At 69.5% G+C, this 13,186-nt stretch carries 11 protein-coding genes; 8 read left to right on the top strand and 3 right to left on the bottom strand.

The genetic code is table 11. The features are described 5' to 3' along the window. Positions 1–78 precede the first annotated feature (78 nt). On the top strand, positions 79–780 hold the full coding sequence (locus C8E99_RS11245; RefSeq protein ID WP_115932362.1) for a fasciclin domain-containing protein: 702 nt from the start codon (positions 79–81) through the stop codon (positions 778–780). Positions 781–969: 189 nt separating this feature from the next. Then, on the top strand, positions 970–2,574 hold the full coding sequence (locus C8E99_RS11240; protein ID WP_115933429.1) for a molybdopterin-dependent oxidoreductase: 1,605 nt from the start codon (positions 970–972) through the stop codon (positions 2,572–2,574). A 44-nt stretch (positions 2,575–2,618) separates the two neighbouring features. On the opposite strand, the gene C8E99_RS11235 is transcribed toward C8E99_RS11240, so the two are convergent. Next, entirely contained in the window at positions 2,619–3,218 is a 600-nt protein-coding gene (locus C8E99_RS11235; RefSeq protein WP_115932361.1) for a HEAT repeat domain-containing protein, read from the bottom strand. Continuing rightward, the gene (locus C8E99_RS11230) at positions 3,218–4,333 is read right to left on the bottom strand and encodes an acyl-CoA thioesterase (RefSeq protein ID WP_115932360.1); all 1,116 of its coding nucleotides are present in this window, start codon (positions 4,331–4,333) and stop codon (positions 3,218–3,220) included. The genes C8E99_RS11235 and C8E99_RS11230 overlap by 1 nt, the downstream gene beginning before the upstream one ends. A gap of 116 nt (positions 4,334–4,449) precedes the next feature. On the opposite strand from C8E99_RS11230, the gene C8E99_RS11225 reads away from it, so the two are divergent. Then, the gene (locus tag C8E99_RS11225; protein ID WP_147301225.1) at positions 4,450–5,400 is read left to right on the top strand and encodes an acyl-CoA thioesterase; all 951 of its coding nucleotides are present in this window, start codon (positions 4,450–4,452) and stop codon (positions 5,398–5,400) included. Between the two features lie 78 nt (positions 5,401–5,478). On the opposite strand, the gene C8E99_RS11220 is transcribed toward C8E99_RS11225, so the two are convergent. Next, the gene (locus tag C8E99_RS11220; RefSeq protein ID WP_115932358.1) at positions 5,479–5,970 is read right to left on the bottom strand and encodes an SRPBCC family protein; all 492 of its coding nucleotides are present in this window, start codon (positions 5,968–5,970) and stop codon (positions 5,479–5,481) included. A gap of 46 nt (positions 5,971–6,016) precedes the next feature. On the opposite strand from C8E99_RS11220, the gene C8E99_RS11215 reads away from it, so the two are divergent. From C8E99_RS11215 to C8E99_RS11195, 5 genes are all read left to right on the top strand, one after another. Continuing rightward, complete coding sequence (locus C8E99_RS11215; protein WP_115932357.1) at positions 6,017–7,075, top strand: DNA-3-methyladenine glycosylase 2; 1,059 nt, start codon at positions 6,017–6,019, stop codon at positions 7,073–7,075. Continuing rightward, positions 7,072–8,055, top strand: a complete 984-nt coding sequence (locus C8E99_RS11210) for an MBL fold metallo-hydrolase (RefSeq protein ID WP_115932356.1) — start codon at positions 7,072–7,074, stop codon at positions 8,053–8,055. Before C8E99_RS11215 ends, C8E99_RS11210 begins: the two co-directional genes overlap by 4 nt. A 34-nt stretch (positions 8,056–8,089) precedes the next feature. Further along, positions 8,090–8,953 carry a MerR family transcriptional regulator gene (locus C8E99_RS11205; RefSeq protein ID WP_245952275.1) on the top strand — a complete coding sequence of 288 codons (864 nt, stop codon included), beginning with the start codon at positions 8,090–8,092 and terminating at the stop codon, positions 8,951–8,953. A 249-nt stretch (positions 8,954–9,202) separates the two neighbouring features. Next, positions 9,203–10,960 carry an ABC transporter ATP-binding protein gene (locus tag C8E99_RS11200; protein ID WP_115932355.1) on the top strand — a complete coding sequence of 586 codons (1,758 nt, stop codon included), beginning with the start codon at positions 9,203–9,205 and terminating at the stop codon, positions 10,958–10,960. Next, positions 10,957–13,143: an ABC transporter ATP-binding protein gene (locus C8E99_RS11195; RefSeq protein ID WP_115932354.1), complete on the top strand. Its 2,187-nt coding sequence runs from the start codon at positions 10,957–10,959 to the stop codon at positions 13,141–13,143. The genes C8E99_RS11200 and C8E99_RS11195 overlap by 4 nt, the downstream gene beginning before the upstream one ends. The last annotated feature ends 43 nt before the right edge of the window (positions 13,144–13,186 follow it).

Genomic DNA, 13,186 nt, shown 5'->3' with positions numbered 1-13,186 from the left:
CATGACAGCCCGCACGGAAGACCGGCGGGAGGCACCAGTGGGACACCACGTTCCACGCACTTCAAGGAGTAGGTCATCATGAAGACCACGATGCGCAACACCATGCTGGGACTGTTCGCTGTGACAGCACTCGGACTGACCGCCTGTGGCGGCGCCGCAGACGAGCCGGCCTCCTCCTCGGCGGCGGCCTCGTCCGAATCATCCATGTCCTCGCCCTCCATGGAGGAGTCCATGGAGTCCGGCTCTGGATCTGCCAGCGCCTCGGAGTCCATGATGGACCCGGCCGCCAACCTGGTCGGCCCGGGCTGCGCCGCCTACGCTGAGGAGGTCCCTGACGGTGCCGGCTCGGTGGAGGGCATGGCCATGGATCCCGTGGCCGTGGCCGCCTCGAACAACCCCATGCTGACCACTCTCACCTCGGCGGTCTCCGGCGAGCTGAACCCGGATGTCAACCTGGTGGACACCCTGAACGGTGACGAGTTCACCGTGTTCGCCCCGGTGGATGACGCCTTTGCCGCCATCCCCGAGGCAGACCTGAACGCCGTGGTGGAGGATGCCGACATGCTCTCCTCGGTGCTCACCTACCACGTGGTTCCCGGCCAGATCTCCCCGGATGAGATCGCCGGCACCCACACCACCGTGCAGGGCGAGGACCTCGAGGTGGCCGGCAGCGGTGACGAGCTGACCGTCAATGACGCCAATGTCATCTGCGGTGGCGTGCAGACCGCCAACGCGACCGTCTACCTGGTCGATGCCGTGCTGATGCCGGCCATGGACTGATCCTCCACCGGCTGGGCCGGTCCATCGACGGCGCGGAGGTGGCCGGTCCAGTACCGAAGGTGGTGCGGGGCCGGCCACTTCCCGCATCCGTCACTCTCCACCACCAATACTGTCCATACCCGCCGCAGGCGCAACCGGTGCCAAGGGCAATCGCCGCCAGGCGCAACCGACGAGAGAAGAACGATGGCCATGACGAGGCACGCTGAACCAGGCTCCGCCCGCGGCTGGCCCTTCGCCGCCTCCGGGGCCATCGCCGCCGCCCTCCTGCTCGGCATCGCCGAGATCGCGTCTGCGCTGTTCTCCCCGGTGTCCTCACCCCTGGTGGCTGTGGGGGCGGCCTTCATTGACATCACTCCCGCCTGGCTGAAGGACTTCGCGATCGACGTCTTCGGCACCGCGGACAAGCTCGTGCTGATGGTGTCCATGGGCGTGGTGGCCCTGGCCCTGGCTGCCGTCCTGGGCCTCATCGCCCGCCGCCGCCTGGCCCTGGCCTCGGTGCTCTGTGCCGCCATCGCCGTGCTCCTGGGCGCGGCCGTCCTGAGTCGGCCGGCCACCGGGTTGCTTGACCTGCTGCCCACCGTTCTCGGGGGCGTGGCCGGCATCGCGGCGCTGAACTGGCTCGTGCGGCTGGCGCACCGGCGCACCGCATCGATCGGCGCCGGCTCGGGCCCCGGGCCCGGGCCCGGGCCCACCGAGGGTGGCGCGGCACCTGCCGTTCGTCCGGAGGCGGCACGGCGGACCTTCCTGATCGGCGCCGGCCTGACGGCGGTGGTGGCCGTGGCGGCCATGGCCGGTGGCCGAGCCCTCTCCGCCGTCAGCACAGCCGCGGTGGCCACCCGTGACGCCTTGCGCCTGCCCGGAGCGCGCCGCAGGGCCGCCCCTCTGCCCCCAGGAGTGGGCGCACCGGCCCCCGGGATGCCACCGTTCGTCACCCCGAACGGCGACTTCTACCGCATCGACACGGCGTTGGCGGTCCCCCGGATCGATCCCTCCACCTGGGAACTGCGGGTGCACGGCATGGTCGAGGAGGAATTCACTTTGAGCTTCACCGAACTGCTGGAGCTGGACCTCCAGGAGAGCTGGGTGACCTTGACGTGCGTGTCCAACCCCGTGGGCGGGGAACTGGCCGGCAATGCCAAATGGCTGGGGTACCCGCTCCAGGACCTGATGGCCCGGGCCCGGCCGCAGGAGGGTGCGGACATGGTGCTCTCGACCTCGGCCGACGGCTTCAGTGCCTCCACCCCTCTGGAGGTCCTGACCGACGGCAGGGACGCTTTGCTCGCGGTCGGCATGAACGGGGAGCCGCTCCCGCTGGAGCATGGCTTCCCGGTGCGGATGGTGGTGCCCGGACTGTACGGCTATGTCTCGGCGACCAAGTGGGTGGTGGACCTGGAGGTCACCCGCTTCGCGGACAAGACTGCCTATTGGACGGACCGCGGCTGGTCGGAACGCGGGCCCATCAAGCTGGCCTCGAGGATCGATGTCCCGCGGGGTTTCGAGGCGGTGCCCGCCGGCGGCATGGTCCTGGGCGGCACGGCCTGGTCCCAGACCATCGGCATCGACCGGGTCCAGGTGCAGGTGGATGACGGGGCGTGGCAGGACGCCACTCTGGCGGCCGAGGCCACCGTGGACACCTGGCGGCAGTGGTCCTTGGACTGGGAGGGCGAGCCCGGCAACCACAAGGCCCGGGTGCGCGCCGTGAACCGCGACGGCGAGGTGCAGACCGCAGAGCGCGCCGACACCGTGCCGGACGGCGCGAGCGGTTGGCATGAGGTCCAGTTCCGCGTCGAGTAGCGGACGGCCCGGCAGATAGTCCGTCCGTCAGCGCGGTCTTCGGCTCAGTACTCGGGTTCGGCGCGCAGGTCCGGCCGGGCGAAACGCTGGGCCAGACGGTCCAGGGCATCCTCGGCCGCAGAGGCCAGCACCGAATCGGGGTCCATGAGCAGGGCCTGCAGGGCGGACGCGGTCGACTCCCCACCAACCTCACCGAGGGCCTGCGCGGCGGCGCTGCGCACCCGGGGATCCGGGTCGGACAACAATGACTCGACGGTCCGGGCCGCGGGCATCAGGCCCTCAGTCCCATGGGCCGCGACGACCCGGCAGCAGGTCCGGCGCACCGCCGCGCTCTCGTCCGTGAGGCCGGCCAGCACGGCATCGGAGGCCCGCGGGTGCCAGTGGTGCACCAGCACGCGGGCGCCCAGCATCCGGGGCAGATGCGGGTCCAGGGCCAGTTCCGGGTCCAGGGTGCCGGCCTCGCCGCGGATCAACGCGATGTCCGGATCCCCGGCATCCCCTGGGCGTGCCCGGCCACTGAGCAGTCGCACGGCCCAGTCGGCCAGTTGGCGGCCACCCACCTGCTCGACGGCGGCCATCACCATCGCGGCCTCCTCGCCCTCGGCGGGGCCCGGCAGGTTCACATCCCAGTAGCGGTCGGCCATCAGTGCTGCTCTCTTTCCTGGGTCTCGGCGGTCTCGGCTGTTTCGACTTCTGTCTCGGTGCTGGGTCCCGGGCCCTCCGCGGCCGGTGCGCGGCCGGCGTCGTTCTTCTGTTCTTCCATCAGGTGGTTGGGCAGCCGGTTCCCCGGGGCCCGCCCGCGGATCTCCAGCAGGGTGCGGGCGTGCTGCCACAGCCTCCGGTCCTCGTCACTGGCCGGCTCCCAGGCGGGGACCGGCACGGACGTCCCGGAGCTGTCCCGGGCCACCATGACCGTGATGCAGTTCGTGGTCTGGGCCAGCTCTCCACCCTTCGGATCGCCGGAACGGACCTCGACGGCGATGTGCATGCCCTTGTTCCCCGTGTAGATCAGGCGGGCCTCCACCTCCACGAGATCCCCGATGTGCAGGGGGCGCAGGAAGCGGATGCCACCGGAGAACACCGCCACGGTGTCCCGGCCGCAGTAGCGCGAGGAGCAGAGGTAGGCCGCGGTGTCGATCCATTCCATGACGATCCCGCCGTGCACCTTGCCGCCCCAGTTCACGTCCGTGGGCTCGGCCAGGAAGCGCAGCACCACCCTCTCGGCGGTGCCGGCCTCGGTGTACTGCTGCCCGCGGAGCTCGGCCGAGATCTCGTCCCGGACCGGGACGCGGGACATGGCGTAGTCGCGGGCCAGCTGTTGCTCCAGGGTGCGGGGGACGAACTCCGGCACGGGCGTGGATTGACCCTCCGCATCCACGGCCACGAAGATCACGAGGCAGCGCGCGCGTTCGTCGAGGCGGCCCGTCTTGGGGTCTCCCGAGCGCACCATGGTGTTGATGTGCATGGAGGACCGGCCCGTGTAGAGGACCGTGGCCGTGATCTCCACCATCTCGCCGACCTCGACGGGGTATTCGAAGTGGACATTGCCCACGTAGGCGGTGACGCAATAGCTCTCGCTCCAGCCAGTGGCGGCGGCGAAGGCGGCCTTGTCCACCCACTCCAGTACCCGGCCGGCATCCACCGTCCCGGCCTTGCCACGGTCGGTGGGGGCCGCGAGGAAGCGCAACGTGATCTCGTGCCGGCGGTCCGCCGGTGGCGTCAGCGGGCCGGGGGCAGCCGGTGTCGGGGAAATCTCCATCCCCCCATTGTGACCTGCGGCCGGGAGCTGGGCGTTGGCTGTGGACTTGCCGGAAGTTTCCGCTGGGCGAGAATCCAGTGAACGTGGTGTCCGTCACGGGTGCTAGTTTCGGTGGTATGCCCACCCACAGTTCTGTCGCCCTGCAGTTCAGGGCCGAGGCCTATGACCACCCTGATGGCTCCGTGGATGCCGGCACTGTCATGACCTGGATCGACAAGACTGCTTACGCCTCCGCCGCCTCCTGGTCCGGCACCAACGTGGTCTCCTCCTATGTGGGCAACATGCACTTCGGCAACCCGGTGCCGGTGGAGACCCGTGTGGTGGTGCAGTCGCGCGTGGTGCACACGGGCCGAACCTCGGTGCATGTGCAGACCCGGGTGGTGCTGCCGGAGATCAAGGATGCCGACGGCAAGTCCACGGTGTGCACCGAGTGCGTCATGGTCTATGTGGCAGTGGATGCGCAGGGCAACTCCATCCCCGTCCGCCCCTGGGAGCCGGACACCCCGGAGGAACTGGAGCGGGAGCGCCTGGCCAAGCTGCGCGGCACGGTTCGCCGTGAGGTGGAGGAGGCCATGATCGAGGCGCCGCCGCCCGCCGGTGAACTGACCAGCGAATCCGTGATCATGAGGTTCCTGGCCCACACCCGTGAGGTGTACCCCGGGGAGAAGGTCCAGGGCGGCACCGTCATGCGGTGGATCGATGAGGCGGCCAACGTCTGCGCCTCCCGGTGGTCGGGGGTGCCCGTGGTCGCCGTCTTCGCCGGCGGTGTGCGCTTCTACCAGCCCGTGCGCGTGGGCGACCTCGTGGAACTGGAGGCCCGGCTCGTGCACACCGGCCCGCGGTCCATGCACCTGTCCGTCCGCGCCCGCGCCGGTGACCGGCGTGAACGTGAACCGATGCTGATCGCCCACGGGCTGACGGTGATGGTGTCCGCCGGAGCGGACGGCAAGGCCCTGCCCGTCAAGCAGTGGACCGCCGTGAGCGAGCAGGACCAGGTCCTGGAGCGGCGTGCCCTCGAACTCGTGGGCCTGCGCAACAAGGCCGCCCACGAATGGGCCGGCGGCTGAGGGGGAGAGCTGCTCCGCGGTTGAGGGCCGGGCTCAGGCGAAGGGTCACGTGAAAGTGAAGGGCCACGCAACGGGGACTCAGGCGTAGAACCCGTCCCGCAGGTTGATCCCGTGTTCCACCCAGGCCTTCATGGCTGCCAGCATCCCGGTCCAGCCCATGCAATTGCCGAAGGCGTTGCGCGCGCCGTCCTGGGTGGGATGCCAGGAGGACTCCGTGATCGAGACCAGCGTGCGCGTGTCCCCGTCCAGCGGGGAGAACGTGAACGCCACCGTGGTCATCCCGGACTCGTCCACAGCCGACTCGCCATCCCACCGCAGCACGATCCGTTGCGGCGCGGTGGCCTCGACCACCTCGACTGGGAACGCCCCGGGGAAGTCGGCGAAGTCCCACGTCACCTCGGTGCCGGACTCCAGCCGGCCCTGCGCTCCGCCGGTGGTGAAGTACCGCGAAAGCTGGTCGGGGTCCGCCACCGACTCATAGACCTCCGTCACCGGCCTGGCGATCCGTCCGGTGACGGTGAAGGACAGCTCGGTGAGGTCGGTGGGGGGAGCGCCCGCTGGCTCAGTCATGCGGTGAAGATACCGCCTCCGCCTGGCGCGGCGATAGGGTCCACCCATGGACGTCTGCCCGGTCGAGCTCGAGGTCGAGGTGCCCGTCACCGCGCCGTACGACGCCCCCGGGATCTTTCGTTTCCTGGCGGTCCGCGCTGTCGCGGGGGTCGAGGCTACCGACCTGTCCCACCCCGAGCGCCTCCGGTACGCCCGCACCCTGACACTGCCGGGCGGGCCGGCCGCGGCCCTGGTCTTCGCCACCCGCACTCGGAAGCGGAGCTGGGCCCTGCGGGCGAGGCTGCACCTGGCCGCCGCAGCAGACCAGGGTCCGGCGCTCGCCGTTCTCCGGGTCCTGTTCGATGTGGACACCGATCCAGCCGAGGCGGATGGCGTGTTGGCGGCCGATCCCGTACTGGCTCCCCTTGTCAAGAACACCCCGGGCATCAGGATTCCGGGCACCGTAGACCCTCACGAACTCGTGGTCCGAGCACTCGTGGGTCAGCAGATCTCGGTCGCTGCCGCCCGCACCCATCTTGGGCGGCTGGCCGGGACCCTGGGCACCCCGTATGCCCCTCCCGGCCTCCCGACGATGCACCTGTCAGGCGAACGCCCGGATGAAGACTCGCTTTTGGCCCAACTGCACCGGCACTTCCCGACGGCGGCCCAGATCGCCTCCGGCGTGCCCGAACCGGTCTCGGGTGAGAGACCCGACCCCGAGCGCCCCCTGAGGCTGCCGGGCCAGGCCGTGGGGGCCGTCGTCGGAACGTGTCGTGCCCTGGCTGGCGGTGAACTGGCCGTGCACGCCGGGGTCGAGCCGGAGGTTCTGCGTCGGGACCTGCTGGCCCGGCCGCGCATCGGACCGTGGACCGCGGCGTACGTGGCGATGCGTGTGCTGGGCGATCCGGATGCCTGGCTCGATGGGGATGTGGCGCTCGTGGCCGGAGCCAAGGCTGCGGGTCTGCTGGACCCGGATCTCGCCACGCGAGTTGCCCACCGCGCCCTGGCCGCGCGGGCCGCGGACTGGTCACCCTGGCGGTCCTATGCCGCCATGCACCTCTGGCAGCTGGCGGGCCGACGCGCCACCATGGGACGGGACGCCCGACCACGAAGGAGTGCCCCATGACGGACGCGAGCCCCACCACGGCCGACCAGGAGGCCTGGGATGGCCTCGTCCTGTGTGCCACCTGCGGGGTCGAGCAGGCGGGCGCCCTCGCTGCCGAGTCGCCTGCCGAGCTGTCTGAGGCGCGGGATGACGTCCGGCGTGACGCCCGGTCTGAGGTCCTAGCGGCGGTCTGCGCCATCTGCGAGGACGATCGGCAGTGGGTTCCGGCTGACGGGCAGCGCTGGACCACGGTGGGTGAGCTCCGCGCGTCGGGCGCGAGCACCGAGGTGGCCGAGCTGGAGCCGAACCTGTGGGCCGTGCGAGTGAGCGGCGGCGTCGGGATCGGCCAACACGCCAAGATCCTGGTGACCGAGGCCGGAAACCTGATGGTGGACGTCCCCGCATACATCGACCGCGCCGCCGTGGATGCCGTGGTGGGCCTGGGCGGGCTGGCGGGGATCATCGCCTCCCATCCGCACATGTACGGTGCCCAGTCCGCCTGGGCTGAGGCCTGTGGAGGGGCGAGCGGCCCGGTGCCGGTCTACATCTCCGAGCCCGACGCCGGCTGGCTGGCCCGGCGGCCGGCGAACACCATCGTGTGGTCCGGTTCCCTGACGCCCCTGACCGGGCCGGCTGAACCTACCGGGCCAGCCGGACTGCCCGGCTCACCCGTGACCGCCTCCCAGCCCGGTGGCCACTTTCCCGGCAGTGTGGTGGTGCACTTCTCCGGGCAGGACGGGGTCGGGGTGCTGCTGGCCGGGGACACCGTGGGCGTGGCCCGGGACCGGAAGTGGGCCACGTTCATGCGCTCATTCCCGAACTACCTGCCGCTGTCCGGGGCCGTGGCCCAGCGGATTGCCGGGCACCTGGACCGGTACGACTACGAGCGGCTCTATGACAACTTCTCCGGGGTCATCTCCTCCGATGCCTCCGCGGTGGTGCACCGGTCCGCGCGGCGGCATGCGGACTGGGCCGAGGGGCGGATGGACCACCTGACTTGACCCTGACGCCACGTGAGGCTGTTCAGTAGGAGCCATGAAGAACGAGAAGCAGCGGACGCGCCCCGGCGCCCATCCGGAGATGGCCCTGATGACGGTGGGGGAGACCGCCTCCGTCACCGGCGTCACCGTGCGCACCCTGCACCACTATGACGAGATCGGGCTGGTCTCCCCGGCCGCCCGCTCCTCGGTGGGCTACCGGCTCTACGCCCCCGCCGACCTTGAGCGCCTGCAGCAGGTGGTCGCCTACCGGCGGCTGGGGCTGGGGCTGGAGGACATCGCCGCCGCGCTCGCGGAGGAGCCCACGCGCGACGACGGAGCGCACCCGGGTGCGCAGGGCACCCGGCCCGCCGGCCGGCGTCGGGCCCTGGAACGCCAGCGCGAGCTGGTCGAGGAGAAAATCACTGAACTCACGCGGCTGCTGGCCGCGTTGGACACTGCATTGGAGAAGGACATGAAGGACATCGACCTGAACGAGAACGAGATGCGCGAGCTCTTCGGTGACTCCTACACGGAGCACTTCGAGGAATACCAGGCCGAGGCCGAGGACCGCTGGGGTCAGACCGAGGCCTGGAAGGAGTCGCAACGCCGGACGGCGGCGTACACGCAGGAGGACTGGGCCAGGATCAGCGCTGAGACCGAGGAGAACAACCAGCTGATCCTGGACGCGATGGGCGCCGGTCTGCCGGCCGACTCGGAGCCGGCCATGGCCGCAGCCGAGGCCATGCGCGTGCACATGGACCACTGGTTCTTCCCGATCGACGGGGAGTTCCATCGGAACCTCGGGGACATGTACGTGCAGGATCCTCGGTTCATGAAGACCTATGAGGACCTGCGGCCCGGGCTGGCGCAGTATCTCCGGGATGCCATCCACGCCAATGCGGACCGGATGGCGCGGTAGTCCGCCGCCCGCCACCGGGATCTGCGGGCGGGTTCTCCGATCCTGCTCAGAAGGGTTCACTGTCAGCGGAGAAGCGCCCATTCCCCGCGGAAATCGGGCATGATAACGGTGGACCATTTTCGGCCCCCTGCTCCCGCAGCCCACACTCTCTCGGTCACAGCGGCATTCCTGCGCCCGGAAGTGGTCCCCATCATCAACATCCCTCCTGCCTGATCGGCAGGTGGGCGGAACGATCCGGAAGCGAACCCCATGCTGTGGAAACTCGTCCGGCATTACGGCAAGCCCTACTGGGCCCTTGTCGTGGCCGTCCTGGTGCTCCAGCTGGCCGCCACCCTGGCCACGCTGTACCTGCCCAGTCTCAACGCTGACATCATCGACAACGGCATTGCCACCGGTGACACCGAGTACATCTGGCGCGTGGGCGCCGTCATGCTGGCCGTCGCCCTGGTCCAAGTCATCACCGCCATCGCCGCGGTCTGGTTCGGTGCGCGTATGTCCATGTCGATCGGACGGGACATCCGCCAGGCCATCTACACCCGGGTGGACCACTTCTCCGCCGAGGAGATGGGCCGCTTCGGCGCACCCACCCTGATCACCCGTGGCACCAATGACGTGCAACAGGTGCAGATGGTCGTGCTGATGGCCCTGAACTTCATGGTGATGGTCCCGATCATGTCCATCGGCGGCATCGTGATGGCCATCCAGGAGGACCCGGGCCTGTCCTGGCTCGTGTGGGTGTCCGTTCCCGTGCTGCTGCTGATCGTGGGCGTGCTGGTGCGGCGGCTGATGCCGCTGTTCGAGCGGATGCAGACGAACATCGATGACGTCAACGGCGTGATGCGCGAGCAGATCATGGGCATCCGCGTGGTGCGGGCCTTCGTGCGGGAGCGCCACGAGACCGGACGCTTCACGGACGCCAATGCGACGCTGACCAAGACCTCCGTGAACATCGGCCGGCTGTTCATCCTGATGGGGCCGCTCATCACCATGGTCCTGCACCTGGCCACCGCCGCCGTGCTGTGGTTCGGCGGCCACCGCGTGGACGACGGCCTCGTGGAGGTCGGCGCCCTGACCGCGTTCATGCAGTACCTGCTGCAGATCCTCATGGCCGTCATGATGGGCACTTTCATGTTCATGATGTTCCCGCGCGCGATCATCACCGCCCGCCGCATCGGCGAGGTGCTCACCACCACCGGTTCCGTCCAGGAGCCGGAGTACTCCATCGAGCCGCAGCGCAAAGACGGCACGGTCGAGTTCCGCAACGTGTCCTTCGCCTACCCGGGGGCCGAGGCGCCGATCGTGGACGGCGTCTCCTTCACCGCCGAGGCCGGCCAGACCACCGCGATCATCGGCTCCACCGGCTCCGGCAAGACCACCCTGATCAACCTCGTCCCCCGGCTCTACGACTCCACCGGGGGCACCGTCCTGATCGACGGCGTGCCAGTGGCGGAGATGTCCCGGGCGTCCCTCACCGAGGCCGTGGGGTTCGTTCCCCAGAAGCCGTTCCTGTTCTCCGGTTCCGTGGCGGACAACCTCCGCTTCGGCAAGCCGGATGCCTCCGAGCGCGAGCTCTGGGCGGCCCTGGACACAGCCCAGGCCACCGAGTTCGTCCGGGACCGGACCACGGGCGAGGGGGAGAGCGCCGAGTCCGGGCTGGACTCGGCCATCTCGCAGGGTGGTACCAACGTCTCCGGCGGCCAGCGACAGCGCCTGTGCATCGCCCGAGCCCTGGTGGCGAAGCCCCGCGTGTACCTGTTCGACGACTCGTTCTCCGCCCTGGACGTCACCACGGATGCCCGGTTGCGAGCCGCCCTGACCGGCTACACCGAGGGCGCCACCATGATCATGGTGGCCCAGCGCGTCTCCAGCATCACCGAGGCGGACCAGATCATCGTGCTCGAGGAGGGCCGGGTCGTCGGCCGAGGCACCCACCAGGAACTCCTTGACACCTCGGAGACCTACCGGGAGATCGTGGATTCCCAGATCAGCGCGGAGGAAGTGGCATGAGCACGGGCAAGAGCAACAACAGCACCCAGTCCAGCCAGCGAACCGGCCGTCCGGAGGATCTCTTCCCGAAGGTCCAGCGCCCCGCGTACCGGTCCACCGCCTTCCGGTCCACCGCCTCAGGTGCCGAGAAGGGCGACGGCGCCGCGGCCGGCGTCGTGTCCGAGCAGGAGATCGCCGAACTGCAGGACAGTGTGGGCACCGGCGAGTGGGGCGAGGGCTCCGCACCGCGCAAGGCCAAGACCTTCTGGCCCTCGCTCGGGCGGCTCTTCGGCACCCTGAAGGACCACAAGTTCGGGGTGGTGATGGTGTTCGTCTTCGGCGCCATCTCGACCATCCTGACGGTCTGGGCCCCGGCCATCCTCGGCCAGGCCATGGACGTGATCTTCGACGGCTGGCTGGGCGACGGCATCGACTTCACCACGCTCTCGCGGATGCTGGCGATCGTGCTGGGCATGTACGTGGTGGCCTCCCTGTTCGACTGGCTCCAGGGCTTCGTGCTCAACGAGATCGTGATGCGCGTGGTCTACCGGATCCGCCAGCAGATCGAGGCCAAGGTCAACCGGCTGCCCCTGAGCTACTTCGACACGCGCCAGCGCGGGGACCTGCTGTCCCGGACCACCAATGACGTGGACAACGTGCAGACCGCCATGCAGCAGGCCTTCGCGTCCCTGTTCTACGCGGTCATGACCATCATCGGCATCACCATCATGATGTTCGTGCTGTCCTGGCAACTGGCGTTGATCGCACTGATCGCCCTGCCGATCGCCGGGATCGTGGTGGGCCTCATCGGTTCGAAGTCGCAGAAGTTGTTCACCGCCCAGTGGAAGAACACCGGGCGGCTCAACGGGCACATCGAGGAGTCCTTCACCGGGCACGAGCTGGTGACCGTGTTCGGCCGCCAGGAGTCCATGCGCGAGCGCTTCGACGAGCGCAACGAGGACCTCTACGAGGCCTCCTTCCGGGCCCAGTTCTACTCCGGCATGATCATGCCGATCATGCAGTGGGTGACGTACCTGGGTTACGTGGGCATCGCCGTGGTCGGCGGCCTGCGGGTGGCCACCGGGCAGATGTCCCTGGGCCAGGTCACCGCCTTCATCCAGTACTCCCGCGAGTTCAACGCCCCGCTGGGTGAGATGGCAGGCATGGCCAACATGCTCATCTCCGGCGTGGCCTCGGCCGAGCGGATCTTCGAGCTGCTGGACGCCGACGAGCAGGAGGAGGACCTCTCGGATCAGGCCGAGGACGGCACCCTGGACCCGGACGGCAAGCAGCCCGGCCAGCTGGCCCAGCCCGTCCACGGCCGCGTGGAGTTCGACCACGTGCAGTTCTCCTACACCCCGGAGAAGCCGCTCATCACGGATCTGTCCCTGGATGCACACCCCGGCGAGACCGTCGCCATCGTCGGCCCCACCGGTGCGGGCAAGACCACCCTGGTCAACCTCATCATGCGGTTCTACGAGATCGACGGCGGCCAGATCCGGCTCGACGGCGTGGACATCGCCACCCTGGACCGCGGGGTGCTCCGTGGCCAGATCGGCATGGTGCTGCAGGATGCCGTGCTCTTCGGCGGGACCATCCGGGAGAACATCCGCTATGGCCGGCTCGATGCCACGGACGAGGAAGTGGTGGCCGCGGCGAAGGCGACCTTCGTGGACCGGTTCGTGCACACGCTGCCGGAGGGCTATGACACGGTGATCGAGGCGGAGGGAGCCAACATCTCCGCCGGTGAGCGCCAGCTCATCACGATCGCCCGCGCCTTCCTCGCCGACCCCGCGCTGCTGATCCTGGACGAGGCCACCTCCTCCGTGGACACCCGCACCGAGGTGCTCGTCCAGGAGGCCATGGCGGCACTGCGCTCGGACCGGACGTCCTTCGTGATCGCGCACCGGCTGTCCACCATCCGCGATGCGGACGTGATCCTGGTGATGGAGCACGGGGACATCGTGGAACAGGGCTCGCACGAGCAGCTGCTCGCCGCCGAGGGCGCCTACTACCGGCTGTACATGTCCCAGTTCACCCAGGGCGTGGACTTGGACGCGGAGGAGGCGGCGGTGTCCGTGGGCACCGGCGCCATCCCGATGGTCGAGGAGAACCTCGCCACGGGGGCCGTCCCCGTGGTGGAACCGGCGCAGCACCGCCCCGAGTCCACCGGCGGCGTGCCCGGTCCCCACGCTGGCCGGTAACCGGCTGCGGATGGCCATGTTGGGGGCACCGGCCGGCGTCGAT

Origin of the sequence: Citricoccus muralis (assembly GCF_003386075.1) — a bacterium.
GTDB classification, from domain to species: domain Bacteria; phylum Actinomycetota; class Actinomycetes; order Actinomycetales; family Micrococcaceae; genus Citricoccus; species Citricoccus muralis.
The sequence above is the reverse complement of the archived record's forward strand: the minus strand, read 5'-3'. Positions and strand labels throughout refer to the sequence as shown.